Here is a 24314-nt window from a genome sequence, read left to right as displayed (position 1 = left end):
GAATTAATTTTTATTCAAAATATAGAAAAAGCCCATGAATCAATAGCATCCACAGACTTTTAGGAGTAGAGTATTTAAAAGCAGTTTCACAAATGAATCAATGAGGCCGGTAGCTGAGGTAACTTTCTATCCTTTCCAACAAAAAATCCACGAATCAAAAACATTCGAGGACTTTTCTTACGAAGCATGTAAGTAAAATGCCATACTAATTAATAGCAGTAACCTACGACACTGAGTTTTACAAATCGATTTCATTTGTAAAACGTGGTTACGACGGAAAAATCCACGAATCGATAATATTCGTGGATTTTTCCTAGTGAAGCGTTTAGGTAAACCGCCATAGCGGTTACCTATTATTAGATTACGACACTGAGTTTTACGACGTAAAGTTTTACGAATCGATAATATTCGTAAAACTTTACTAGTGGAGCGCCTAGCCAAGTTCCATAGAAACTTGGCGTTAGTTACTTAGATTGTTACACAATCAAGTAACTTTGGCGATTTACATTTTTTCCTCCAACTCTACATCTGGATACTTGTCCGCAAACCAGCGAAGGGCAAAGTCATTTTCAAAGAGGAAGACTGGTTGGTCGAAACGATCTTTAGCCAAGATATTGCGGCTTGAGGACATCCGCTCATCCAAGTCCTCAGGCTTGATCCAGCGAACGGTCTTTTTACCCATTGGGCTCATGACCACTTCGGCATTGTACTCGCCTTCCATGCGGTGCTTAAAGACTTCAAACTGGAGTTGACCAACAGCGCCTAGCATATACTCGCCTGTTTGGTAATTCTTATAAAGCTGAATAGCTCCTTCTTGCACCAGTTGCTCAATCCCCTTGTGGAAGGATTTTTGCTTCATGACATTCTTAGGCGAAACTTTCATGAAAATCTCAGGTGTAAAGGTTGGCAGTGGTTCAAATTCAAACTTATTTTTTCCAACTGTCAAGGTATCCCCAACTTGATAAGTACCTGTATCGTAAACCCCGATGATATCTCCTGCTACAGCATTGGTCACATTTTCACGACTTTCCGCCATAAACTGAGTCACATTCGATAGTTTGGCACCCTTACCAGTTCGAGGCAAATTGACACTCATTCCTCGCTCAAATTCACCTGATACGATACGAACAAAGGCGATACGGTCACGGTGACGCGGGTCCATGTTGGCTTGGATTTTAAAGACAAAGCCTGAGAAGTCCTTATCGTAAGGATCGACAATTTCGCCATCTGTTTTCTTGTGTCCATGTGGTTCAGGGGCAAACTTAAGGAAGGTCTCAAGGAAGGTCTGCACACCAAAGTTAGTAAGAGCTGATCCAAAGAATACAGGTGTTAATTCTCCAGCCAGAATAGCTTCTTCTGAAAACTCATTTCCTGCTTCTTGCAAAAGTTCGATGTCGTCCTTAACCTGAGCGTAGAAAGGATTGCTTCCAAAGAGCTTGTCCCCTTCTTCCAGACTGGCAAAACGCTCATCCCCTTTATAGAGTTCCAAGCGTTGGTTATAGAGGTCATACAAGCCTTCAAAGGCTTTCCCCATCCCGATGGGCCAGTTCATTGGATAGCTGGCAATACCTAGGACTTCTTCCAACTCTTGCAAGAGGTCCAGTGGCTCACGACCATCACGGTCCAGCTTGTTCATAAAGGTAAAGACTGGGATGCCACGGTGCTTGACAACCTCAAACAATTTCTTGGTTTGGGCCTCGATACCCTTGGCAGAGTCTACCACCATGACCGCAGCATCCACCGCCATCAAGGTACGATAGGTGTCTTCTGAGAAGTCCTCGTGCCCTGGGGTGTCAAGGATGTTGACGCGCTTACCATCGTAGTCAAACTGCATCACAGATGAAGTGACCGAAATCCCACGTTGTTTCTCAATATCCATCCAGTCAGACTTGGCAAAAGTCCCTGTTTTCTTACCTTTTACGGTACCAGCCTCACGAATCTCACCCCCAAAGTAGAGCAACTGCTCAGTGATAGTTGTTTTCCCGGCGTCCGGGTGGGAGATGATGGCAAAGGTACGGCGTTTCTTGATTTCTTCTTGAATAGTCATAAGTTCTCTTTCTTTGATTTTCTATTTTTAGTTGTTTTAGTAGCTAAGAATGATGTTTACATTGGATTTTACTATTCCTTTCGACTCTCCATTATATCGGATTTTTGGAAGTTTTTCAATTGCTCATCCGATGAAAAGGCAAGCTAGAGCACAGATTTCACCCGTTTTCTTTTTTTCCAACGTTTCTTGAACAAGATATCAAAAAGAACCAGAGCCAGTGAGAGGATGACGGACACAAGAAGGTACTTTATCCATAGAGGAGCATTCGAGATAAACGGGGTATCTCTTAAGAGACCATAATTTCCACCCGTTACCTGATTAACCCCAACTAAAAAGAGGTTGAGAATAAAGGTATAGGCTACAATCATATACTTCTTAAGCAAGGTCTTGTCATAGTGATTCATCAAGTAGACCAAGGAATTCACTAGAAGGGCATAGTGCCCAATCAAAAATGAAAAACTGGTAATATGGGGGAAATCATAGGGGTCAAAAACAGGGTAAACCAAAGCAAATACCGCTCCACTTGCTCCTAAGAGGGCAAAATATTGCTTGCTCCGCCATTTATCTGGCAAGAAAACCACCGCAAACATAGCCAAACGGCAATGATAAAAAGGAAGACTATTAGAAAATGGGATCCCAAAGCCAACATACCAGCTATATAGGGCTAGCAACTGGAGGATCTGAATCCCCTTAAACAAGCGGACAAATTTCGGATTTTTGTGATAAGCAAGTGCTCCATAAATGCAAAGCACTAAGAGAAGCATCATAATCCCATACCAAAAGAGTGGAATGGGAGGAGGAACCGTTTGAGATCTGGTGATAAATTGATGGAACATATTTCTATCCTAACCCTTATTTTCTCTATTCTCTAGTTTAACCATTATAGCGAATTAAAAGCGATTTTTCAATTTCTATTTCTTTTCAGTTTGGATCCCTTATTTATAGGAAAATATGATAAAATAGAACAGACTAAAAATCATCATTTCACGAAAGGATGCAAGATGAAAATTACGCAAGAAGAGGTAACACACGTTGCCAATCTTTCAAAATTAAGATTCTCTGAAGAAGAAACTACTGCCTTTGCGACAACCTTGTCTAAGATTGTTGATATGGTTGAATTGCTGGGCGAAGTCGACACAACTGGTGTCGCACCTACTACAACTATGGCAGACCGCAAGACCGTACTCCGCCCGGATGTGGCCGAAGAAGGAACAGACCGTGACCGCTTGTTTAAAAACGTACCTGAAAAAGAAAACTACTATATCAAGGTACCAGCTATCCTAGATGATGGAGGAGATGCCTAATGACTTTTAATAACAAAACTATTGAAGACTTGCACAACCTCCTTGTCTCTAAGGAAATTTCTGCAACTGAATTGACCCAAGCAACGCTTGAAGATATCAAATCTCGCGAGACAGCTATCAACGCTTTTGTTACCATCGCTGAGGAGCAAGCCCTTGCCCAAGCTAAGGCTATTGATGAAGCTGGAATCGACGCGGATAATGTCCTTTCAGGAATTCCACTGGCTGTTAAGGATAATATCTCTACAGATGGTATCCTTACAACTGCTGCCTCAAAAATGCTCTACAACTACGAGCCAATCTTTGATGCAACAGCCGTTGCCAATGCCAAAGCTAAGGGTATGATTGTTGTCGGAAAAACCAACATGGACGAGTTTGCCATGGGTGGTTCAGGTGAAACTTCCCACTACGGAGCGACTAAAAATGCTTGGGACCACAGCAAAGTTCCTGGTGGTTCATCTAGCGGTTCCGCAGCTTCTGTAGCTTCAGGACAAGTCCGTTTGTCACTTGGTTCTGATACTGGTGGTTCCATCCGCCAACCTGCTGCCTTCAACGGGATCGTTGGTCTCAAGCCAACCTACGGAACGGTTTCACGTTTCGGTCTCATTGCCTTCGGTAGCTCATTAGACCAGATTGGACCTTTTGCACCAACTGTTAAAGAAAATGCCCTCTTGCTTAATGCTATTGCCAGCGAAGATACTAAAGACTCTACTTCTGCGCCTGTCCGCATTGCCGACTTTACTTCAAAAATCGGGCAAGACATCAAGGGAATGAAAATTGCTTTGCCTAAGGAATACCTTGGTGAAGGGATTGACCCAGAGGTTAAGGAAAACATTCTGAATGCAGCCAAACACTTCGAAAAACTTGGTGCTATCGTCGAAGAAGTCAGTCTTCCTCACTCTAAATACGGTGTAGCTGTTTACTACATCATCGCTTCATCAGAAGCCTCATCAAACCTGCAACGTTTTGACGGTATCCGTTACGGCTATCGTGCAGAGGATGCAAGCAACCTTGATGAAATCTATGTAAACAGCCGTAGCCAAGGTTTCGGTGAAGAAGTGAAACGCCGTATCATGCTGGGTACTTTCAGTCTTTCATCAGGTTACTACGATGCCTACTACAAAAAGGCTGGACAGGTTCGCACCCTCATCATCCAAGATTTCGAAAAAGTTTTTGCGGATTATGACTTGATTTTGGGACCAACTGCTCCAAGCGTTGCCTATGACTTGGACTCACTCAACCACGACCCAGTTGCCATGTACTTGGCTGACCTTTTGACCATCCCTGTCAACTTGGCAGGTCTCCCAGGAATTTCGATTCCTGCTGGATTTGCTCAAGGTCTACCTGTCGGTCTCCAATTGATTGGTCCTAAGTACTCTGAGGAAACCATTTACCAAGCTGCTGCTGCTTTTGAAGCAACAACAGACTACCACAAACAACAACCCGTGATTTTTGGAGGTGATAACTAATGAACTTTGAAACAGTCATTGGACTTGAAGTCCACGTTGAGCTCAACACCAATTCAAAAATCTTCTCACCTACATCTGCCCACTTTGGAAATGACCAAAACGCCAACACTAACGTGATTGACTGGTCTTTCCCAGGAGTACTACCAGTTCTCAACAAGGGTGTCGTAGATGCCGGTATCAAGGCAGCTCTTGCCCTCAACATGGACATCCACAAAAAGATGCACTTTGACCGCAAGAACTACTTCTACCCTGATAATCCAAAAGCCTATCAAATTTCTCAGTTTGATGAGCCAATCGGTTATAACGGCTGGATTGAAGTAGAACTAGAAGACGGTACGACTAAGAAAATCGGTATCGAACGTGCTCACCTAGAAGAAGATGCTGGTAAGAACACCCACGGTACAGATGGCTACTCTTATGTTGACCTCAATCGTCAAGGGGTGCCATTGATTGAGATTGTATCTGAAGCCGACATGCGTTCTCCTGAAGAAGCCTATGCTTATCTAACTGCTCTCAAGGAAGTTATCCAGTACGCTGGCATTTCTGACGTTAAGATGGAAGAAGGTTCCATGCGCGTGGATGCCAACATCTCCCTTCGTCCTTATGGTCAAGAGAAATTCGGTACCAAGACTGAATTGAAGAACTTGAATTCCTTCTCAAATGTTCGCAAGGGTCTTGAATACGAAGTCCAACGTCAAGCTGAAATCCTTCGCTCAGGTGGTCAAATTCGCCAAGAAACACGCCGTTACGACGAAGCTAACAAAGCAACCATCCTCATGCGTGTCAAAGAAGGTGCTGCAGACTACCGCTACTTCCCAGAACCAGACCTACCACTCTTTGAAATCTCAGACGAGTGGATTGAAGAAATGCGTACAGAGTTGCCAGAGTTTCCAAAAGAACGCCGTGCGCGCTACGTATCTGAGCTTGGCTTGTCAGACTATGACGCTAGCCAGTTGACTGCAAATAAAGTCACTTCTGACTTCTTTGAAAAAGCTGTTGCCCTCGGTGGTGATGCCAAACAAGTCTCTAACTGGCTCCAAGGTGAAGTCGCTCAGTTCTTGAACGCCGAAGGTAAAACACTGGAACAAATCGAATTAACACCAGAAAACTTAGTAGAAATGATTGCCATCATCGAAGACGGCACTATCTCATCTAAGATTGCCAAAAAAGTCTTTGTCCACCTGGCTAAAAATGGCGGTGGCGCGCGTGAATACGTGGAAAAAGCAGGCTTGGTGCAAATCTCTGATCCAGATGTTCTGATTCCGATCATTCACCAAGTCTTTGCCGATAACGAAGCTGCCGTTGCCGACTTCAAGTCAGGCAAACGAAACGCAGACAAGGCCTTCACAGGATTCCTTATGAAAGCAACCAAAGGACAAGCCAACCCACAAGTCGCCCTTAAACTCCTTGCACAGGAATTGGCGAAGTTGAAAGAAAGTGAGTAATTTACTCTTTAAACACTTTTTTCTACTTTTAAAACGAGAATGAGACAAGGAGAATAAATGAACAAATTTTTACGATTGCTATTTGTCTTAGTCATCATCGCTATGTTAGGCGCTTCTATACTACAAATTTTCTTTCCATCATACATGGGAAGTCACTCCGGGTACGGAATATCTGCTGGTTGGCAACGAGAAATTGGACTATGGAATTTAGCTGTATTGATTATTATTCTCGCTGTCAATATTAAATACGATTGGTTCTATCTACGAATCGCACTTCTTGCTCTCATTATTGGCGGAATTGGAATAGGAACAAATCACTTACTCAATTATATGGAGTATCACTCTCCTGTAAATGCTATCGGTGCTTTTGAAAATTACTTGCTAGCAATAGGATGGATTGTGGGATGGCTCATTGAGCGCCATTCCATAAAGAAGCTAAATGCTAGTAAATAAGGCCTAGTATATCTTAGATAATTTTTAAATGTTATTAAATAGTTTAATAATCATTCGAATTCAGAATTCTACCTTTTCAATCATATAGTTAGGAGACACATGAAAAAGTTTTACGCTCTTTTAATGACCTGCTTATTACTTGTTTTTCTTGTCATGCCTCAAATCGTTGATGCGGGTGTCGGACATTCCAGAAGTGGTAGCAGCAGTCGTAGTAGCTCCAGAAGTAGCAGTCGCTCAAGTGGAGGTGGAAGTCGTTCTGGCGGCTCATCCTACCACTATTACCGCTCTGGATACGGCTCATCCTCTAGTAGCTCTGCTAGCTCACCCTATCTAGGATTTATGGTAATACTCGTGGGTGCCATTGTTTTAGTGGTTATCGTTAAATCCTTAAAAAATAAAGCAAATAGTTCAAGCACAAGCCACAGTAACACCAACTATCAACCAATCCACCGACGAATTGAACATAACACTTTAGCCATTAGTCATGTGAAAAACGGGGATCCAAACTTTGACGCCGAGGCCTTCACCTCTTGGGTTAAAGAGATTTACCTTAAATTGCAGGTTGCCTGGACTGAGAAAAATTGGAACTCTGTCCGAGCTTTAGAAAGTACTAGTCTCTATTCTCAGCATAGCACCCAACTTGAGGACCATATTCGTGCTAAAACAACCAATGTTTTAGAGAAAGTGTGTATCGAAAATGTTCGCATCAAGGTGTTCATTGAAAATCCTGACGGAAACGATACCTTAGTAGTAATCCTATCGTCTACCTTGCGGGACTATGTCATTGACGATGAGAGTCGTCGTGTACTTGAAGGAGATCCTAAAAAAGATCTCTTCACCGTGTATCAATTGAACTTTATTCGCAAACACGGTAGCCAAACTGAATCAACTGTTCAAGAGGATGCCGTCAGCGACCACTGTCCAAACTGTGGCGCGCCACTGAAAATATCAGCTATTAGCAAATGTGACTATTGCGGTGCTGAATTAACACGCAGTCCAAACCAATGGGTACTCGATACCTACGATGTTGTGGATGAAGACGAACTATATAATTAGGAGGAATTATGGGATTTATACGTGCAGCCTTATCAGCAGGCTTAAATAGTTTTAATGACAGTAAATTCAAGGAAGCCATTGTCCTTCCAGACAATGTCTCTGGCGATGCCTTGGCCATCAAGGGACAATTACTCACAAAAGACCCCGATGGACGTTCTCGTCACAGCAATCAAAATACAGGCCTCTTGTCGGACGGCAGTGTGGTTATCGTTCCTCAAGGCTATAGCGCTGTTTTGGTAAATAACGGTACCTTCCTTGGCGACGTCCTCGAAGCTGGTAGCCACGAATGGCAAGCTGGTGATAACGCTTGGCTCCTTGAAAAAGGTGGCTTAAAAGGTACTTGGGAAAACTTTAAAAATCGTTTCTCTTTCGGTGGACAAGTCATCACCCAACAGGAAATTATCTTTATCCGCATGCAACCTATCGCGGGCAATAAGTTCGGCACACAAAATGCGGTCGAATATTTCAGTGAACGTTACCAACAACTGCTCAACATCCGTTTCTATGGCTTGTTTGATGTAAAAATCGCGGATCCAGTTCTCTTCTATGTGAGCTCTGTTAGTCAGCAAATTACAGATAGCCAACCATATACTCTTCAGGATGTTGCTCAAGGAACGCTCCGTCAAAATATCGCACCAAAAATCGCAATTGCCATTGCCAAATATACCAACGAAAACAAGGTTGATATCTATAGCCTCAATGCCAACCAAGATACCTTTAACGAACTCGCTAAACAAGAGGTCAACAAGGTTTGGACAGGCCTCTACGGAATTGAAGCAACTAATATCTTGCTTGAAGACCTCAGCTACGACCAAGAAAGTCTTGATATCGTTCGCAAGCTTGATAGTGAGCTGGTGGCAATGAAGTACAACACGATTGAAATCGAAGAACGCCGTGCTCGCAACGAAGCGCTTATTGCTGCAGCTGCCAACGAAGGAAATGGCAATGGGATGAACATGTTTATGGGCATGAATCTTGGCCAAACTCTGGGTGGTCAATTCAGCCAACAAGTCCAAAATCAAGCACAGGCTCAAAATACTGGACAAACTGCCAGCAAGAATTTTTACATCGAAGTCGATGGAAAATACGTCCTCGTTACCAAAGACGAAGATGGAAATATCGTACCAGTCAACTAATTAAGCTCCTTCTGACATTTGAGTAATGTTGTCTTTTATGGTACAATAAAGAGTAAATTATTTTATTAAAGAGGTAAAAACATGATTGAAGCAAGTAAATTAAAGGCTGGTATGACCTTTGAAACAGCTGACGGAAAATTGATCCGCGTTTTGGAAGCTAGCCACCACAAACCAGGTAAAGGAAACACGATCATGCGTATGAAATTGCGTGATGTCCGTACTGGTTCTACATTTGACACAAGCTACCGTCCAGAGGAAAAATTTGAACAAGCTATTATCGAGACTGTCCCAGCTCAATACTTGTACAAAATGGATGACACAGCATACTTCATGAATACAGAAACTTACGACCAATACGAAATCCCTGTAGTCAACGTTGAAAACGAATTGCTTTACATCCTTGAAAACTCAGATGTGAAGATCCAATTCTACGGAACTGAAGTGATTGGTGTCACAGTTCCTACTACTGTTGAATTGACAGTTGCAGAAACTCAACCATCTATCAAAGGTGCTACTGTTACAGGTTCTGGTAAACCAGCAACGATGGAAACTGGACTTGTCGTAAACGTTCCAGACTTCATCGAAGCAGGACAAAAACTCGTTATCAACACTGCAGAAGGAACTTACGTTTCTCGTGCCTAATCTCTAGAAAGAGGTCATTCTATGGGAATTGAAGAACAACTTGGCGAAATCGTTATCGCCCCACGTGTACTTGAAAAAATCATTGCTATTGCTACTGCAAAAGTAGAGGGTGTACACTCTTTTTCAAACAAATCAGTATCTGACACCCTTTCAAAACTTTCTCTTGGCCGTGGTGTTTATCTTAAAAACGTGGACGAAGAGCTCACAGCAGATATCTATCTCTACCTTGAGTACGGAGTAAAAGTTCCTAAGGTAGCTGTTGCGATCCAGAAAGCTGTCAAAGATGCAGTCCGCAATATGGCTGATGTAGAACTCGCTGCTATCAATATCCACGTTGCAGGTATCGTTCCAGATAAAACACCAAAACCAGAATTGAAAGATCTATTTGACGAGGACTTCCTCAATGACTAGTCCACTATTAGAATCTAGACGCCAACTCCGTAAATGCGCTTTTCAAGCTCTCATGAGCCTTGAGTTCGGTACGGATGTCGAAACTGCTTGTCGTTTCGCCTATACTCATGATCGTGAAGATACTGATGTGCAACTTCCAGCCTTTTTGACAGAGCTAGTTTCTGGTGTTCAAGCTAAAAAGGAAGAACTAGACAAGCAAATCACACAGCATTTAAAAGCAGGTTGGACCATCGAACGTTTAACGCTCGTGGAGAGAAACCTCCTTCGCTTGGGAGTCTTTGAAATCACTTCATTTGACACCCCTCAGCTGGTTGCTGTTAATGAAGCTATCGAACTTGCAAAGGACTTCTCAGATCAAAAATCTGCCCGTTTTATCAATGGACTGCTCAGCCAGTTTGTAACAGAAGAATAGTAAAAAGAAAAAGTGTTTGACAGCTATCAAACGCTTTTTTCTTTGCCTCCCACTATCTAAAAAAATGATAATAGATATAATTGTAAACAAAAATCCAGATAGGTTTTGCATAATTGAGAAAGTTAAAAAAACTATGGCAGAGAATCGTTAATCTCAGATTGTCGGTAGAACGATAAACAAGGGCAAAAAAGAGACCAATCAGACTATAATATAATAAACTAATTGGGTCTCGGTGAGATAGGATCAAATGACTAAGTCCAAAGATAAGGCCTGATAAGATGACATCTAAATAGAACTTTGACTTAGTAAAGAAGGTGTTCATAAAATACCCACGATCAAGCGTCTCTTCCAAAATAGGACCAATAACGACTGTTAAGATAAAACTAAGAACTGTAGATAGAACAGTTGGTTGTCCATTTGAAAGTACCACCGCAAAATAGACATCATGAATATTCCTATGATTAATCAAATGAGCAAAACGTGCCCAAAAATTACCGAGAATCTGATGAACCACATAACATGCAAACAAGTAAAAGATAGTTGACCAGTTCCAGCTCTTTTTCTCAAAGATAAAGAGCATCTTTTTCTTTTTTAACCACCAAATTAATAGAAGGAAACTTCCTACTAATCCCCTTGTTAAAATAAGAGAGTAGACATCAGCGCCTAACCCTAAAATTATCGTCACATACAAACCAATTATTTGCGGTAAATAGGTAGATAGTAAAATAATAAGCAAAAATATTCCAAATTGTCTTAGTTTCTTTGTGTTTTTCATCGTTCTTTTTTGAAAGATTATCCTGCTTGGAAACCGTACTTCCAAGCATCCCTATAAGAATTAAGTGCTCCTTGCCCCATATAGGGAGCAAATTTTCTATAATATAACCCATCTACCACAACCATTTTCCCAAATAGCAAGACCGCCTGAAACTTGCTCTAAGTCTTTAGACGAAAGAACTGTAAATGTTTCTGTACCTGCCGTTGCAAGCACATCCTTAAAATTAATTTTTGTAAGCTTATATCTACAGTATAAATCTTTTTTGTCTATTTTATAGTCTATCTCCTCAACTGTCAATTTTTCGTCCTGAATGGTAGCTTTACTCATTGAAAAACAAGAAATTGATAAAAAGATTTCTCTATCTTCCTGTCAAATTAGAAAAAGTGTTTGACTTCCACTATCTAAAAAAATGATAATAGACATAATTATAAACAAAAATCCAAATAGGTTTTGCATAAATGAGAAAGTTGAAAAAACTATGGCACAGGATGGTGATTTTTAGATTCTTTGTCCAACGGTAGACAAGGGCATAGAAGAGGCCGCCCAAACTATAAATAATCAAACTGATAGGATCTCGGTGAGTTAGGATTAAATGACTAAGTCCAAAGATAAGAGCAGATAGGACAACATCCAGATAGTACTTGGATTGGGGAAAGAAGGTATTCATAAAGTACCCTCTATGAATCAGTTCCTCTAATATAGGTCCAACGATTACTGTTAAACTAAAACTGAGAACAGTTGATAGAAAAGTTGGTTGACCATTGGAGTATAGAATAGAAAGAAGGTCTTGAAAGATATACTTGTTATCAATTAGGTGATGAAACTGTAACTGAAAAGCATCCACCAATTGACGATCAAAATAAGTAGCCACTAGACCAACTACAAGGTAAAAGAATTTTGACTTCTTTGAACCCTTTTTTTCAAAAACATAGAGCATCTCTTTCTTTTGGAGCCAGTAGATAAATAATAGCAAAAGAGCTATTACTTCAACTGTTAAAAAGATAGAATAGCCATCTATCCCCCATCCTAAAAACTTAGTTAAATGCATAATCCCCAACTCTGGTAGATAAACCGATAGAAATACCAGTGATGTATAGACTCCCAAATGCCCTAGTTTTTTCATACTTACCCCTTTAAATTATTAGAACATTAAGGTATAATTCCGTTACCATAACCAGTCATTCTAGTACATATTGTACTTGAATCAGTTGCAATGCTGTAAGCATAAGGCCAACTCCAATAATAATCATCAACCAACCAAATCATGCCACCACCTGAAACTTGTTCTAAGTCCTCAGATGAAAGAACTGTAAATGTTTCTGTACCTGTCATATCAAGTAGCTCCTTAAAATAAATTTTTGTAAGCTTACATCTACAGTACATATCTTTTTGTCTATTTTATAGTCTATCTCCTCAACTGTCAATTTTTCACCCTAAATGGTAGCTTTACTCATTGAGAAATAAGAAATTGATAAAAGAGATTTCTCTATCTCCCCATCAAATTAGAAAAAGGTTTGACAGATATCAAACGCTTTTTTCTTTATCTCCTAACTTCCTACTATCTAAAAATCAAATAATAGATATAAAATAAGATCGACGGAGCATAGGGAATTGCATTATAGAAACTATGACAAACAATGGTAAACCGAAGACTACCCGTAACTCGATAAACAACTGTAAATAGAAGACCAAGAATACTATAAATGATGAGACTGATGGGGTCACGATGAGATAGAACTAAGTGACTGAGCCCGAAGATGAAAGAAGACAAGATCACATCCAAATAAAACTCCGACTTCGGAAAGAAGGTATTCATAAAATAACCCCTATAGATTGTCTCCTCAACAACAGGTACAATCGAAATGTTAAAGATTAAAAATATAAGACTTGATAGAGTCGTTTCTCTCCCGTTTAAGTAAAGTTCTGAAAGAAGGTCTTGGAAAATAAAGCTATGGTCAATCAATCGAATATTCTGCATTCTAAATCCATTTAAAAAAGAATAGATAAGGAAACAAGCCACTAAGAAAGCGAGATAAGACCAGCACCAACCCTTTTTGTCGAAGATAAAGAGCATCTTCTTCTTTTTCAACCACAAAACGAATAAAAAGAAAATAAGCAACACTTCTCCAACTAGGAAGATTATATAGCTGTCCATTCCTAAACCAAAGGTTCTAGCTAGAGTTATAGCCCCTAATGGCGTTAAATAAATGTACAGGAACATTAAAATCATACAGATTCCTAAATGTATTGTCTTTTTCATTCTTTCTCTCCTAATGGTAAACTCTCTATTAGGGCAATATAGAGGATAGACCATTGATTGTTTTTCTTATTTATCTAGAGTATTCATGTTTATCCATGCTCTATTATCAAAATAGCTAGAACAAATTGTTCTAGCTTTTAAGTTTTCTTAGTATTTTCTAAAGCGTTGGTAACGTTCTTCGATAAGTTGGTCGAGTGGTAGTTCTTGCAATCTATCTAGTTCTGCACGCAATTCATTTTTAACGCAACCTAGCAGTTCTTTACTTGACAGCCCTGCTTCTGAGATTACCTTGTCTACGATTCCCATTTCTAGGAGTTCATGTGAAGTGATTTTCATCAACTCCGCCGCTTCCATAGCACGACTTCCATCCTTCCAAAGGATAGAGGCAAATCCTTCAGGGCTAAGTACGGCGTAGATTGAGTTTTCTAACATCCAGACACGGTTAGCTACGGCTAGAGCTAGGGCCCCACCAGATCCACCTTCACCGATAATAATCGCAATGATTGGAACCTTGAGGTCACTCATTTCCATCAGGTTTCGGGCAATTGCTTCACCTTGTCCACGTTCCTCGGCTCCAACACCTGGGTAAGCACCCGCCGTATTGATAAAAGTCACAACTGGACGGCCAAACTTTTCTGCCTGTTTCATCAGGCGAAGAGCCTTACGATAGCCTTCTGGATGAGGTTGCCCAAAATTTCGTTTGAGGTTATCATGAAGACTCTTCCCTTTTTGGATACCGACGACTGTGACTGCTTGGTCACCTAACCAGCCAATTCCACCAATGACCGCACCATCATCTCGGAAAGAGCGATCTCCATGCAATTCGATAAACTCATCGAAGATGCCATTGGCAAAATCAAGGGCTGTCAAGCGACTTTGCTCGCGTGCCTCTCTGACTATTTTTGCAATATTCATCCGCGACTTCCTCCATGCAATCTTACTAATTTAGCAATTGTTTCAGGCAATTCTCTCCGTTTGACAATTGCATCAACAAATCCATGTTCAAGCAGAAATTCTGCCTTTTGGAAGTCATCCGGCAAGGTCTCACGAACTGTATTTTCGATAACACGACGTCCAGCAAAACCAACCAAACTCTGTGGCTCCGCTAGGATAATATCCCCTTCCATAGCAAAAGAAGCGGTCACCCCACCTGTTGTCGGATCGGTTAAAATAGTTAGGTAAAAAAGTCCTGCCTTGGAATGACGTTGAACTGCCGCAGAAATCTTAGCCATCTGCATCAAGCTCATGATTCCTTCTTGCATACGGGCTCCACCAGAAGCTGTGAAGAGAACGACTGGCAAGTTTTCTACCGTTGCATACTCAAACAAGCGCGTGATTTTTTCACCCACAACGGTTCCCATAGAAGCCATGATAAAGTTTGAATCCATGATCCCAAGGGCAACTTTTTGTCCCTTGATGCTAGCTGTACCAGTCAGTACTGCTTCATCCAAACCTGTCTTTTCACGCATACTAGCTAGTTTTTTCTGGTAGCCAGGAAAGTTTAATGGATCTTGAGTTTCAATACCCGTAAACATCTCCACAAAGGTGTCAGAATCAATCGTCAAATCCAAGCGTTCCTGAGCTGAAATACGGAAAGTATAGCTACAATGGGGACAAATTCGTTCGCTCCCAAGATCCTTTTGGTAAATGGTGTGTTTACAACCAGGACACTGGGAGAAGAGTTCATCCGGAACCTCAGGCTTGGCTTGTGGTTTCTGCCTTACGGAACGGTTAGGATTGATCCGAATATACTTATCCTTTTTACTAAATAGAGCCATAACTCCCCCTTTTAGTTCTCATACTATTTGAAAGTCTATTCTTTTTCTTGGTATTTTGGCAAGAAAGTTTCCATCAAGAAGGAAGTATCGTAGTCACCAGCGATAACTCGGCGGTCTGAAATCAGATCCAACTGGAAGTCTGCATTGGTTTGTACTCCTTCAATATCAAGTTCATAAAGTGCCCGTTGCATCTTCATTAAGGCATCAAAACGATTCTCCCCATGAACAATGATTTTGGCAATCATACTATCATAGTAAGGAGGAATGGTATAACCTGGATAGACTGCAGAGTCTACACGCAATCCAACTCCTCCACTTGGAAGGTAGAGGTTGGTGATTTTACCTGGACTTGGAGCAAAGTTAAATGCTGGATTTTCTGCATTGATCCGGCACTCGATAGCATGACCTCGTAGGACGATATCTTCTTGTTTGAAAGGTAAAGGTTGCCCGGCAGCAATGCGAATCTGCTCCTTCACGATATCAACACCTGAAACAAACTCTGTGACTGGGTGTTCAACTTGCACACGAGTATTCATTTCCATGAAGTAGAAATTGCCACTCGCTTCATCGAGCAGAAATTCAATCGTTCCTGCATTTTCATAGCCTACAGACTCTGCTGCACGAACGGCTGCAGCACCAATTTCATGACGAAGGGTTTTGCCAATCGCAATGGATGGGCTTTCTTCTAAGACCTTTTGGTTATTCCGTTGGAGTGAACAATCCCGTTCACCAAGATGGACAACATGACCCTCTTGATCTGCAAGAATCTGAACTTCGATATGACGAGCTGGATAAATCACACGCTCAAGATACATAGCGCCATTTCCAAAATTGGCCTTAGCTTCACTGGATGCTGTCTCAAAGGCTGCGACCAAGTCTTCTGCCTTTTCAACCTTACGAATCCCTTTTCCACCACCACCTGCCGATGCCTTAAGCATGACTGGATAGCCAATTTTTTCTGCAACTGCAAGCGCCTCTTCAGCCGTGTGAACTTCACCATCAGATCCTGGGATAACTGGAACCCCAGCCTTGATCATTTGCTCACGCGCATTGATCTTATCTCCCATGGTATCCATCACAGCACCAGAAGGGCCGATGAACTTAATCCCTACTTCATCACACATCGTGGCAAATTTGGAGTTTTCGCTAAGAAATCCAAAACCTGGATGGATGGCTTCTGCTTCTGTCAAGACCGCAGCAGACAAAATTGCATTGATATTGAGATAAGATTCTGTCGCCTTACCAGGTCCGATACAGATAGCTTCATCCGCTAGGAGTGTGTGAAGGGCTTCCTTATCAGCAGTTGAATAAACTGCCACGGTCGCAATGCCCAATTCACGCGCAGCTCGAATAATGCGAACCGCAATCTCACCACGGTTGGCAATCAAAATTTTACGAAACATGGAGATCCTCCTTAGTTTCCAATTGCAAAGGTAAGAGTACCACTCGCTGCAAGCTTGCCATCTACTTCAGCCTTTGCTTCAACCACGGCAATCGTACCACGACGTTTCACAAAGGTTGCCGTCATGACTAATTGGTCACCTGGTACAACTTGCTTCTTGAACTTAACCTTATCCATGCCAGCATAGAAGACCAGTTTCCCTTTATTTTCAGGTTTGGACAATTCCAAGACACCAGCAGTCTGAGCCAAGGCTTCCATGATAAGAACACCTGGCATAACTGGGTATTGAGGAAAATGACCATTGAAGAAAGGTTCGTTGATTGTCACATTTTTAATGGCAACAATGGTATCCTCGCTCACTTCCAAGACACGATCCACTAGGAGCATGGGGTAGCGATGGGGTAGAGCTTCTTTGATTCCTTGAATATCGATCATTTGATGCGTACCAATCCTTTACCGAACTCAACCATTTCTTCATTTGAAACGAGAATTTCTGTCACCACACCATCCTTAGGTGCAGGAATTTCATTCATGACTTTCATGGCTTCAATGATCACCAAAGTCTGACCTTTTTTAACACTGTCTCCAACTGTGACAAAGGCAGGTTTATCTGGTCCAGCAGCCAAATAAGCCACCCCTACAAGTGGGCTTTCAACAACATCACCCTCTGGAGCAACCGTCGTTTCAGCTGGTGCTGGAGCTTCTTCCACAGAACTCTCTACTGGAGTTGAAGGGGCAGAAACTACTGGACTTGCAGCTACTGCAGTTGGCACTGGAGCAACTTGAGCTGGTGCTTCAGAAGCCATTCTTGCTTCATTCTTACTAAACTGCAATGCGTCCGTTCCATTTTTATAAGAAAATTCTCTCAAACTTGATTGGTCAAATTGAGCCATCAAGTCCTTGATCTCATTTAAATTCATAATTATTTATTCTCCCAACGTTTGAAAGCAAGAACCGCATTGTGTCCACCAAAACCAAAAGTGTTTGAAATAGCATAAGGGATTTCTTGCTCCAAGCCTTGTCCATAAACGACATTCGCTTCGATATAGTCTGATAACTCACTTGTTCCAGCCGTCATTGGTACATAGTTATGACGCATGGCTTCAATTGTAGCGATGGCTTCTACTGCCCCTGCAGCACCAAGCAAGTGTCCTGTAAAGGACTTGGTTGAAGATACTGGTACTTCTTTACCAAGAACAGCTACAATGGCACTACTTTCTCCTTTTTCATTAGCAGGAGTTGAAGTTCCATGGGCATTGACATAAGCCACTTGTTCTGGAGAAATCTCTGCCTCTTCCAAAGCTAATTTAATTGCCTTGATTGCACCCTGACCTTCTGGATGAGGTGAAGTCATATGATAAGCATCACAGGTATTTCCATAACCAACTACTTCAGCCAAGATAGTTGCGCCACGTTTTTCAGCATGTTCAAGACTCTCAAGAACCAGCATTCCAGAACCTTCTCCCATCACAAAACCATTACGGTCTTTGTCAAACGGAATAGAAGCACGAGTTGGATCTTCTGTAGTTGATAGGGCAGTCAATGCTTGGAAACCAGCGATGGCAAAAGGAGTGATAGATGATTCTGATCCACCTACTAACATGACATCTTGGAAACCAAACTTGATTGAACGGAAGGCATCGCCAATAGCATCATTTGATGAGGCACAGGCTGTATTAATTGATTTACAGACACCGTTTGCTCCAAAGCGCATGGCAACATTTCCCGAAGCCATATTTGGCAAGGCTTTTGGAAGTGTCAATGGCTTAACACGTTTTGGGCCTTTTTCGTGAAGACGGATAACTTGGTCTTCGATTTCTTTAATTCCCCCAATACCAGAAGCCACGATGACACCAAAGCGATCTTTATCGATTGCTTCTACATCAAGATTAGCATTTGTCACCGCTTCTTGAGCTGCGTACAAGGCATACAAAGAATAGTTATCAAAACGGTTGGTATCTTTTTTGACAAAGTATTTATCAAAGGGGAAATCTTGAACTTCTGCCGCATTGTGCACAGCAAATTCGCTATGGTCAAACTTAGTGATTTCTCCAATCCCGATTTTCCCAGTTTGCAAACTGTTCCAAAATTCTTCTGGAGTATTTCCGATAGGAGAGGTCAATCCATAACCTGTTACTACAACTCGATTTAGTTTCATCTGTCTTACCTATATCTTTCCTTATTTTTTTACATGCTAAGTCCGCCATCAACAGCGAGAACTTGTCCAGTCAAATAATCTTGTTGGGCTAAGAAGACCGTGGCATCTGCGATATGTTCTGCTTGTCCAAAACGCTTCATTGGGATTTGTGCTAGCGTCGCTTCCTTGACCTTATCAGACAAAACAGCAGTCATATCTGACTCGATCATTCCTGGTGCAAGAGCATTTACGCGTATGTTGCGATTGGCAACTTCACGTGCAACTGACTTGGTAAAACCAATCAAACCTGCTTTAGAAGCTGCATAGTTGGCTTGTCCGATATTTCCCATCAAACCGACCACACTAGACATGTTGATAATCGCACCTTCACGTGCCTTGATCATCTGTTTCAAGACTGCTTGCGTCATGTTGAAAGCACCTGTCAAGTTGATCTTAATCACTTTTTCAAAGTCTTCTTCGGTCATCTTGAGCATAAGCGTATCTTGAGTGATCCCAGCATTGTTGACCAAGACATCGACAGAACCGAGTTCTGCAATTGCTTGATCTACCATACGCTTGGCATCTGCAAAGTCTGAAACATCACCTGAAATCGGTACTACTTTGACACCATAGTTTGAAAACTCAGCCAGCAATTCTTCTGAGATTGCTCCGCGACTATTCAAAACTACATTAGCGCCTAGTTGGGCAAATTTGTGAGCAATGGCAAGTCCGATACCACGACTTGAACCTGTTACAAAGACATTTTTGTTTGTAAGTTGCATTCTATCTCTCCTGTTTCCTGTTGTATTTTGTGGGAGAAGGGATCATTAGTTTCCTAACAAAGCATCCAAGCTTGCTTGGTCTTCAACGTTAGCTAGCTGAGCTGTTTTATCGATTTTTTTGACAAAGCCTGATAGGACCTTACCAGGACCAATTTCAATAAAGTTGGTTACCCCAGCATCCTGCATCACAGCAATACTTTCATAAAAACGAACAGGTTCTTTGACCTGACGCGTCAAAAGCTCTTGGATTCGATCTTTTTCCATAACAGCAGCTTCCGTATTGCCAACTAGTGGGCAAGTGAAATCAGCGAAACTCACTCCCTCAAGAGCTTCAGCTAGTTGCTGACTAGCTGGCTCAAGAAGGGCAGTATGGAAAGGACCAGATACATTTAAAGGAATCAATCGTTTTGCTCCTGCTTCCTGCAAGAGTTCAACTGCGCGGTCAACCGCAGCCACCTCACCACCGATGACGATTTGGCTTGGGGTGTTGTAGTTAGCTGGAGTCACTACTCCAACTTTAGAGGCTGTTTCACAAGCTTCCTCAATCACTTCAACTGGAGTATTAAGAACGGCAACCATCTTCCCAGAGCCTGCAGGTGCAGCTTCTTCCATATAAGCACCACGTTTAGCAACCAAGGCAACTGCATCCTCAAAGTCCAAGGCACCACTTGCTACAAGAGCAGAATATTCCCCAAGAGACAATCCTGCTACCATATCTGGCTGGTAACCCTTTTCTTTCAATAGTCGGTAAATAGCAACCGAAGTCGCTAAAATAGCTGGTTGCGTATAGCGAGTCTGGTTTAACTTGGTTTCTTCCTTATCAATCAAGTCACGGAGGTCATAACCCAAAACCTGACTGGCTTGGTCAATTGTTTCCTTGACGATAGGGTAGCGATCATAGAGGTCTCGTCCCATCCCTAGATACTGAGCACCTTGACCTGCAAATAGAAAGGCTGTTTTAGTCATTTCTTACAACTCCTGCCCAACGAGAGGCTTCTTCCTGAATTTTCTTGGCAGCGCCATAGTATAGATCTTTTAGGATTTCTTCAACGGTTTCTTCTTTAGAGACCAAACCAGCGATCTGACCTGCCATGACAGATCCACCTTCTACATCTCCATGAACAACGGCTTTAGCAAGAGCACCAGCTCCCATTTGTTCAAAGATTTCTAAATCCGGATTTTCTTGTTTAAAGGCATCTTTTTCAGCCTGCTCAAAGTCACGTGTCAACTGATTTTTAATGGCACGAACAGCATGTCCAAAGTGCTGAGCTGAAATAGTCGTATCGATATCACGCGCTTTTAAGATTTTTTCCTTGTATTTTGGATGGGCGTTAGATTCCTTAGCTACTACGAAACGCGTACCAACTTGAACAGCCTCTGCACCAAGCATAAAGCCTGCAGCGACACCTTCACCGTCGGCAATTCCTCCAGCTGCGATAACTGGAATTGAAACAACTGCAGCAACTTGGCGAACCAAGGTCATCGTTGTTAATTTACCAATATGTCCACCGGCTTCCATCCCCTCTGCAATAACTGCATCTGCACCAATTTTTTCCATGCGTTTTGCCAAAGCAACACTTGGAACAACAGGAATAACTGTAATTCCTGCATCATGGAAACGGTTCATGTATTTACTTGGATTTCCAGCACCAGTTGTAACCACCTTAACCCCTTCTTCAATCACGAGATCAACGATATCTTCTACAAAAGGTGACAAGAGCATGATGTTGACACCAAAAGGTTTATCCGTAAGTGATTTGATTTTATCGATATTAGCCTTCACGACCTCTTTAGGGGCATTTCCACCACCGATGATTCCCAAACCACCAGCTTTTGATACTGCACCAGCCAAGTCGCCATCAGCAACCCAGGCCATTCCTCCTTGAAAAATAGGATAATCAATGTTCAATAATTCTGTAATACGTGTTTTCATAGTGCCTCCATCATTCCTTGCTTACGTAATAGTTCGATGAGTTTATCATTTGAGTTTCAAACTATTACCTAAACAAGAGGGAGTGGGTTTCCCCTACTCCTTCTAGTAATATGTTAATTATTTTGTTTGCTCTTCAACGTAGGCAACCAAGTCACCAACTGTTTTCAAGTTATCTTCTGCTTCGATTTGGATATCGAAAGCATCTTCGATTTCAGAGATTACTTGGAACAAGTCCAATGAATCTGCATCCAAATCATCAAAAGTAGATTCAAGTGTTACTTCTGATGCGTCTTTCCCAAGTTCTTCAACGATAATTTCTTGTACTTTTTCAAATACTGCCATGATAGGACTCCTTTAAAATATAAAAAATTTATAACTATGTGTTTACCACATGATTACCTAGATTGTAAGAATGAGTGTGCCCCATGTCAAACCTCCACCGAAGCCTGATAGGAGAATCGTCTGGCTACCATCTAAACGAATCATGCCATTCTCCACACACTCTGAGAGCAAAATCGGGATACTTGCTGCACTGGTATTTCCATACTCCATCATATTGGCAGGAAGCTTGTCTCGGTCTACGCCGATCTTCTTAGCCATCTTATCCAAAATGCGGATATTTGCCTGATGAAGCAAGAGATAATCCAAGTCCGATGCTGCGATTGGACCATTTTCTATGGTTTCTTTGATTGATCTAGCAACATCACGATTTGCAAAATCAAAAACTGCTCGTCCATCCATCTTCAAAAAAGCAGGAACTGCTTCTTGATCTGAGAAAGGAGAAGCCAAAGCCGTTTGACCATAGGTCAAACACTCGCTCCGAGAGCCATCTGTATAGAGACTTTCCACAAGGAAGTGACGTATTTCGCTCGCTTCCAAGAGAACCCCTCCAGCACCATCCCCAAAGAGAACAGCTGTCGAACGATCTGACCAATCAACTGCCTTGGATAAGGTCTCAGCCCCGATAACAATCCCTTTTTTGAACTGTCCAGAACTTAAAAACTTTTCTGCAGTTGAGAGAGCGAATACAAAGCCACTGCAAGCTGCTGTCAAATCAAAGGCGAAAGCTCTATGCGCTCCGATATTTGCCTGAACTCGAGCTGCTGTGGAAGGCATCATCGAATCTGGGGTAATCGTCGCTACAATGATAAAATCAATCTGATCTGCTGTTAAGCTCCCTTTAGCCAACAGGCTCTTAGCTACTTCTGTCGCCAAATCACTTGTAGACTCTGTTTTTGAGATATGTCTCTGTTTAATTCCTGTCCGACTTGAAATCCACTCATCGCTTGTGTCCATGATTTGGGCTAAGTCATGATTAGTGACCACTTGCTCTGGAACATAATGAGCAACCTGGCTTATTTTTGCAAAAGCCATTATTTCAAATCCTCCAAAAATTGATAAAGGTTCGTTAAACCTCTGCCCATGACCTCTTTTTCCTCAGGGCTCATGCCATCGATGATTTTTTCGACCATAGCCTTGTGGAACCGTTTATGAAGGCGGTGAACCAAACGACCTTGCTTTGTCAAATGCAGATAGACCACTCGACGGTCTTGGTCAGAACGAATACGCTCAATATAACCTTTTCTCTCCAGGTTATTCAAACTCGTCGTCACTGTCCCAAGAGTTACCATCAGTTCTTTTGAAACCTTACTTGGCGTTGCCTCCGGGAACTTCCCAATCACATCGATCGTGTGCATTTCTTTGATGGAGATGTCTTTGAATCGACTACCTCGTAAGCTAACCTCCTCAATCACAAGGACGTTATTAAAAATAGATGTTAGATAATCATTTACTTGTTGGTAGTCCAAATCGTTTCCCTCCCCCTCAAAAAGCTTTTACAATCAAAACATTTGATAAAAGAAGTATAACAAACTTCAAAAAATTGTGCAAGTATTTTTTTACATTCCTGTAAATTTCGGTCTTCTTCTTTCAGAATGTGCTCGAACCCCTTCTTTAAAATCTTCAGTTAGAGATAACGATTCTTGTAGTTTCAATTCTAATTCAGCATAATTCTGCCAATCCTTAAATTGACTTTCCCAAACTAACTTTTTAATCGCTGCGTATGAGTTTGCTGAACCTCTTCTTAATTTTTTCAGAACTTGTTCTCTTGTTTTTTCTAATTTGTCAACTTCACAAACACGGTATACCACGCCCCATTCTAGCGCTTTTTCAGCAGTCAAAGCTTCACCTGTCATAGCAAGTTGTGCAGCCCGTGTTACCCCGATACTACGACTCAAGAGATGAATCCCACCAGCGTCTGGCGCCAATCCAACTCCAACAAAGGCTTGAATGAATTTTGCCTTGTCAGTCGCTAAACAGAAATCAACTGCTACTGCCATATTTGCTGCAGCACCAGCGACCGCTCCATCTACCTCCATCAAAACAGGTTTTGGAATTTGCTTGATTTTAAAAGAAATTGTATTGACTAATTCTGCAATCTTATTCAAAGATGGGATATCATCTTCGTCCACTGCGCGTTTCATCTCAACCAAGTCTCCTCCAACTGAAAAGACCTTCCCATTCGCATTAATCAAGATGAACTGCACAGCTTGATCCTGCTCTGCTAGGGTCAAAGCTTCTAAAATTTCCTCACACATTGGGATATGAAAACCATTTGCCACTTCGGGACGATTCAAAGTAATGATAGCCAGATCATCTACGATCTGATATAAGATATGATTCATAGCTTCTCCTTTTCTTTTATAAGGCAATGAAATTGTTTTATCATCAAAGTATACCTTTTTTTGGATAAAGAGGCAAGGAAAAACTAAAGGAAAGTGTCTCAGCTGATTATTTACCCATCATTTATGAGTGTGAGTAAAATTTGACACTCTTACTTTTAAATCGTTATCGCTTTTCAGAATAAGTTAGTGTT

General features: G+C 41.7%; 28 protein-coding genes and 1 pseudogene. 9 read left to right on the top strand and 20 right to left on the bottom strand.

What is annotated here, in order from left to right; translation table 11 throughout:
* Window positions 1-502 precede the first annotated feature (502 nt).
* Window positions 503-2047, bottom strand: coding sequence for a peptide chain release factor 3 (locus AC4ME5_RS05870; RefSeq protein ID WP_491800311.1), 1545 nt, complete (start codon window positions 2045-2047; stop codon window positions 503-505).
* A gap of 143 nt (window positions 2048-2190) precedes the next feature.
* The gene (locus AC4ME5_RS05865; protein WP_491800310.1) at window positions 2191-2883 is read right to left on the bottom strand and encodes a YwaF family protein; all 693 of its coding nucleotides are present in this window, start codon (window positions 2881-2883) and stop codon (window positions 2191-2193) included.
* 165 nt (window positions 2884-3048) lie between these two features.
* Here AC4ME5_RS05865 and gatC point away from each other — a divergent pair, with 165 nt between their 5' ends.
* The 9 genes from gatC (at window position 3049) to nusB (ending at window position 10372) form a co-directional block, all read left to right on the top strand.
* The gene (gene gatC, locus AC4ME5_RS05860; protein WP_117305431.1) at window positions 3049-3351 is read left to right on the top strand and encodes an Asp-tRNA(Asn)/Glu-tRNA(Gln) amidotransferase subunit GatC; all 303 of its coding nucleotides are present in this window, start codon (window positions 3049-3051) and stop codon (window positions 3349-3351) included.
* Window positions 3351-4817, top strand: coding sequence for an Asp-tRNA(Asn)/Glu-tRNA(Gln) amidotransferase subunit GatA (gene gatA, locus AC4ME5_RS05855; protein WP_491800309.1), 1467 nt, complete (start codon window positions 3351-3353; stop codon window positions 4815-4817). The genes gatC and gatA overlap by 1 nt, the downstream gene beginning before the upstream one ends.
* Window positions 4817-6262 (top strand): Asp-tRNA(Asn)/Glu-tRNA(Gln) amidotransferase subunit GatB, encoded by a 1446-nt coding sequence (gene gatB / locus AC4ME5_RS05850; RefSeq protein WP_491800308.1) that lies wholly within the window; start codon window positions 4817-4819, stop codon window positions 6260-6262. The genes gatA and gatB overlap by 1 nt, the downstream gene beginning before the upstream one ends.
* Window positions 6263-6319: 57 nt before the next feature.
* Window positions 6320-6715 carry a hypothetical protein gene (locus AC4ME5_RS05845; RefSeq protein WP_491800307.1) on the top strand — a complete coding sequence of 132 codons (396 nt, stop codon included), beginning with the start codon at window positions 6320-6322 and terminating at the stop codon, window positions 6713-6715.
* Window positions 6716-6814: 99 nt separating this feature from the next.
* On the top strand, window positions 6815-7771 hold the full coding sequence (locus AC4ME5_RS05840; RefSeq protein ID WP_491800306.1) for a zinc-ribbon domain-containing transport protein: 957 nt from the start codon (window positions 6815-6817) through the stop codon (window positions 7769-7771).
* Between the two features lie 8 nt (window positions 7772-7779).
* On the top strand, window positions 7780-8907 hold the full coding sequence (locus tag AC4ME5_RS05835; protein WP_491800305.1) for an SPFH domain-containing protein: 1128 nt from the start codon (window positions 7780-7782) through the stop codon (window positions 8905-8907).
* 81 nt (window positions 8908-8988) lie between these two features.
* Window positions 8989-9549 (top strand): elongation factor P, encoded by a 561-nt coding sequence (gene efp / locus AC4ME5_RS05830; RefSeq protein WP_000568640.1) that lies wholly within the window; start codon window positions 8989-8991, stop codon window positions 9547-9549.
* Window positions 9550-9570: 21 nt separating this feature from the next.
* Window positions 9571-9960, top strand: coding sequence for an Asp23/Gls24 family envelope stress response protein (locus AC4ME5_RS05825; protein WP_000510584.1), 390 nt, complete (start codon window positions 9571-9573; stop codon window positions 9958-9960).
* Entirely contained in the window at window positions 9953-10372 is a 420-nt protein-coding gene (gene nusB, locus AC4ME5_RS05820) for a transcription antitermination factor NusB (protein WP_045617622.1), read from the top strand. The genes AC4ME5_RS05825 and nusB overlap by 8 nt, the downstream gene beginning before the upstream one ends.
* A 52-nt stretch (window positions 10373-10424) precedes the next feature.
* Here the strand turns inward: nusB and AC4ME5_RS05815 are convergent, their stop codons facing one another.
* The 18 genes and pseudogenes from AC4ME5_RS05815 to AC4ME5_RS05730 form a co-directional block, all read right to left on the bottom strand.
* Window positions 10425-11147: a CPBP family intramembrane glutamic endopeptidase gene (locus AC4ME5_RS05815; RefSeq protein WP_491800304.1), complete on the bottom strand. Its 723-nt coding sequence runs from the start codon at window positions 11145-11147 to the stop codon at window positions 10425-10427.
* Window positions 11148-11164: 17 nt separating this feature from the next.
* Window positions 11165-11360 (bottom strand): annotated as a pseudogene (gene briC / locus AC4ME5_RS05810) (biofilm-regulating peptide BriC).
* Between the two features lie 184 nt (window positions 11361-11544).
* Entirely contained in the window at window positions 11545-12270 is a 726-nt protein-coding gene (locus tag AC4ME5_RS05805) for a CPBP family intramembrane glutamic endopeptidase (protein WP_096421716.1), read from the bottom strand.
* A gap of 26 nt (window positions 12271-12296) precedes the next feature.
* Entirely contained in the window at window positions 12297-12479 is a 183-nt protein-coding gene (locus tag AC4ME5_RS05800) for a hypothetical protein (protein WP_007520576.1), read from the bottom strand.
* Window positions 12480-12705: 226 nt separating this feature from the next.
* Complete coding sequence (locus AC4ME5_RS05795; protein ID WP_096421714.1) at window positions 12706-13407, bottom strand: CPBP family intramembrane glutamic endopeptidase; 702 nt, start codon at window positions 13405-13407, stop codon at window positions 12706-12708.
* Between the two features lie 147 nt (window positions 13408-13554).
* Window positions 13555-14322 carry an acetyl-CoA carboxylase carboxyl transferase subunit alpha gene (locus tag AC4ME5_RS05790; RefSeq protein WP_001017372.1) on the bottom strand — a complete coding sequence of 256 codons (768 nt, stop codon included), beginning with the start codon at window positions 14320-14322 and terminating at the stop codon, window positions 13555-13557.
* Entirely contained in the window at window positions 14319-15185 is an 867-nt protein-coding gene (gene accD / locus AC4ME5_RS05785; protein ID WP_001173376.1) for an acetyl-CoA carboxylase, carboxyltransferase subunit beta, read from the bottom strand. Before accD ends, AC4ME5_RS05790 begins: the two co-directional genes overlap by 4 nt.
* Window positions 15186-15220: 35 nt before the next feature.
* Window positions 15221-16588: an acetyl-CoA carboxylase biotin carboxylase subunit gene (gene accC, locus AC4ME5_RS05780; RefSeq protein ID WP_000488663.1), complete on the bottom strand. Its 1368-nt coding sequence runs from the start codon at window positions 16586-16588 to the stop codon at window positions 15221-15223.
* A gap of 11 nt (window positions 16589-16599) precedes the next feature.
* Window positions 16600-17022: a 3-hydroxyacyl-ACP dehydratase FabZ gene (gene fabZ / locus AC4ME5_RS05775; RefSeq protein ID WP_000565515.1), complete on the bottom strand. Its 423-nt coding sequence runs from the start codon at window positions 17020-17022 to the stop codon at window positions 16600-16602.
* Window positions 17019-17507 carry an acetyl-CoA carboxylase biotin carboxyl carrier protein gene (accB, locus tag AC4ME5_RS05770; RefSeq protein WP_096421712.1) on the bottom strand — a complete coding sequence of 163 codons (489 nt, stop codon included), beginning with the start codon at window positions 17505-17507 and terminating at the stop codon, window positions 17019-17021. Before accB ends, fabZ begins: the two co-directional genes overlap by 4 nt.
* A gap of 2 nt (window positions 17508-17509) precedes the next feature.
* The gene (gene fabF / locus AC4ME5_RS05765) at window positions 17510-18745 is read right to left on the bottom strand and encodes a beta-ketoacyl-ACP synthase II (protein ID WP_057488697.1); all 1236 of its coding nucleotides are present in this window, start codon (window positions 18743-18745) and stop codon (window positions 17510-17512) included.
* Window positions 18746-18774: 29 nt separating this feature from the next.
* Window positions 18775-19506, bottom strand: coding sequence for a 3-oxoacyl-[acyl-carrier-protein] reductase (gene fabG, locus AC4ME5_RS05760; protein WP_491800303.1), 732 nt, complete (start codon window positions 19504-19506; stop codon window positions 18775-18777).
* Window positions 19507-19551: 45 nt separating this feature from the next.
* Window positions 19552-20472 carry an ACP S-malonyltransferase gene (gene fabD, locus AC4ME5_RS05755; RefSeq protein WP_000167648.1) on the bottom strand — a complete coding sequence of 307 codons (921 nt, stop codon included), beginning with the start codon at window positions 20470-20472 and terminating at the stop codon, window positions 19552-19554.
* Window positions 20465-21439: an enoyl-[acyl-carrier-protein] reductase FabK gene (gene fabK / locus AC4ME5_RS05750; protein ID WP_491800302.1), complete on the bottom strand. Its 975-nt coding sequence runs from the start codon at window positions 21437-21439 to the stop codon at window positions 20465-20467. The genes fabD and fabK overlap by 8 nt, the downstream gene beginning before the upstream one ends.
* A gap of 117 nt (window positions 21440-21556) precedes the next feature.
* Window positions 21557-21781 (bottom strand): acyl carrier protein, encoded by a 225-nt coding sequence (locus tag AC4ME5_RS05745; RefSeq protein WP_000257840.1) that lies wholly within the window; start codon window positions 21779-21781, stop codon window positions 21557-21559.
* 57 nt (window positions 21782-21838) lie between these two features.
* On the bottom strand, window positions 21839-22813 hold the full coding sequence (locus tag AC4ME5_RS05740) for a beta-ketoacyl-ACP synthase III (protein WP_491800301.1): 975 nt from the start codon (window positions 22811-22813) through the stop codon (window positions 21839-21841).
* Window positions 22813-23247, bottom strand: coding sequence for a fatty acid biosynthesis transcriptional regulator FabT (gene fabT, locus AC4ME5_RS05735; RefSeq protein ID WP_000386338.1), 435 nt, complete (start codon window positions 23245-23247; stop codon window positions 22813-22815). Before fabT ends, AC4ME5_RS05740 begins: the two co-directional genes overlap by 1 nt.
* Before the next feature lie 90 nt (window positions 23248-23337).
* A complete protein-coding gene (locus tag AC4ME5_RS05730; RefSeq protein ID WP_001015588.1) occupies window positions 23338-24123 on the bottom strand; it encodes an enoyl-CoA hydratase in 786 nt (261 codons plus the stop codon).
* Window positions 24124-24314: the final 191 nt, after the last annotated feature.

This window comes from Streptococcus sp. A69 (assembly GCF_058556195.1).
Note: the sequence above shows the minus strand (reverse complement) of the source record. Positions and strands in the feature narration are given on the sequence as shown.

Excerpts from the sequence above, each read along its gene's own strand:
- AC4ME5_RS05795 (WP_096421714.1), bottom strand. The coding sequence starts at position 13,407 with ATGAAAAAGACAATACATTTAGGAATCTGTATGATTTTAATGTTCCTG.
- AC4ME5_RS05805 (WP_096421716.1), bottom strand. The coding sequence starts at position 12,270 with ATGAAAAAACTAGGGCATTTGGGAGTCTATACATCACTGGTATTTCTA.
- gatC (WP_117305431.1), top strand. The coding sequence starts at position 3,049 with ATGAAAATTACGCAAGAAGAGGTAACACACGTTGCCAATCTTTCAAAA.
- fabG (WP_491800303.1), bottom strand. The coding sequence starts at position 19,506 with ATGCAACTTACAAACAAAAATGTCTTTGTAACAGGTTCAAGTCGTGGT.
- AC4ME5_RS05745 (WP_000257840.1), bottom strand. The coding sequence starts at position 21,781 with ATGGCAGTATTTGAAAAAGTACAAGAAATTATCGTTGAAGAACTTGGG.
- AC4ME5_RS05825 (WP_000510584.1), top strand. The coding sequence starts at position 9,571 with ATGGGAATTGAAGAACAACTTGGCGAAATCGTTATCGCCCCACGTGTA.
- fabF (WP_057488697.1), bottom strand. The coding sequence starts at position 18,745 with ATGAAACTAAATCGAGTTGTAGTAACAGGTTATGGATTGACCTCTCCT.
- AC4ME5_RS05790 (WP_001017372.1), bottom strand. The coding sequence starts at position 14,322 with ATGAATATTGCAAAAATAGTCAGAGAGGCACGCGAGCAAAGTCGCTTG.
- AC4ME5_RS05870 (WP_491800311.1), bottom strand. The coding sequence starts at position 2,047 with ATGACTATTCAAGAAGAAATCAAGAAACGCCGTACCTTTGCCATCATC.
- accC (WP_000488663.1), bottom strand. The coding sequence starts at position 16,588 with ATGTTTCGTAAAATTTTGATTGCCAACCGTGGTGAGATTGCGGTTCGC.
- accB (WP_096421712.1), bottom strand. The coding sequence starts at position 17,507 with ATGAATTTAAATGAGATCAAGGACTTGATGGCTCAATTTGACCAATCA.
- nusB (WP_045617622.1), top strand. The coding sequence starts at position 9,953 with ATGACTAGTCCACTATTAGAATCTAGACGCCAACTCCGTAAATGCGCT.
- AC4ME5_RS05740 (WP_491800301.1), bottom strand. The coding sequence starts at position 22,813 with ATGGCTTTTGCAAAAATAAGCCAGGTTGCTCATTATGTTCCAGAGCAA.
- fabD (WP_000167648.1), bottom strand. The coding sequence starts at position 20,472 with ATGACTAAAACAGCCTTTCTATTTGCAGGTCAAGGTGCTCAGTATCTA.
- AC4ME5_RS05730 (WP_001015588.1), bottom strand. The coding sequence starts at position 24,123 with ATGAATCATATCTTATATCAGATCGTAGATGATCTGGCTATCATTACT.
- AC4ME5_RS05865 (WP_491800310.1), bottom strand. The coding sequence starts at position 2,883 with ATGTTCCATCAATTTATCACCAGATCTCAAACGGTTCCTCCTCCCATT.
- accD (WP_001173376.1), bottom strand. The coding sequence starts at position 15,185 with ATGGCTCTATTTAGTAAAAAGGATAAGTATATTCGGATCAATCCTAAC.
- efp (WP_000568640.1), top strand. The coding sequence starts at position 8,989 with ATGATTGAAGCAAGTAAATTAAAGGCTGGTATGACCTTTGAAACAGCT.
- AC4ME5_RS05835 (WP_491800305.1), top strand. The coding sequence starts at position 7,780 with ATGGGATTTATACGTGCAGCCTTATCAGCAGGCTTAAATAGTTTTAAT.
- AC4ME5_RS05815 (WP_491800304.1), bottom strand. The coding sequence starts at position 11,147 with ATGAAAAACACAAAGAAACTAAGACAATTTGGAATATTTTTGCTTATT.
- fabK (WP_491800302.1), bottom strand. The coding sequence starts at position 21,439 with ATGAAAACACGTATTACAGAATTATTGAACATTGATTATCCTATTTTT.
- gatA (WP_491800309.1), top strand. The coding sequence starts at position 3,351 with ATGACTTTTAATAACAAAACTATTGAAGACTTGCACAACCTCCTTGTC.
- fabZ (WP_000565515.1), bottom strand. The coding sequence starts at position 17,022 with ATGATCGATATTCAAGGAATCAAAGAAGCTCTACCCCATCGCTACCCC.
- AC4ME5_RS05845 (WP_491800307.1), top strand. The coding sequence starts at position 6,320 with ATGAACAAATTTTTACGATTGCTATTTGTCTTAGTCATCATCGCTATG.
- gatB (WP_491800308.1), top strand. The coding sequence starts at position 4,817 with ATGAACTTTGAAACAGTCATTGGACTTGAAGTCCACGTTGAGCTCAAC.
- AC4ME5_RS05840 (WP_491800306.1), top strand. The coding sequence starts at position 6,815 with ATGAAAAAGTTTTACGCTCTTTTAATGACCTGCTTATTACTTGTTTTT.
- AC4ME5_RS05800 (WP_007520576.1), bottom strand. The coding sequence starts at position 12,479 with ATGACAGGTACAGAAACATTTACAGTTCTTTCATCTGAGGACTTAGAA.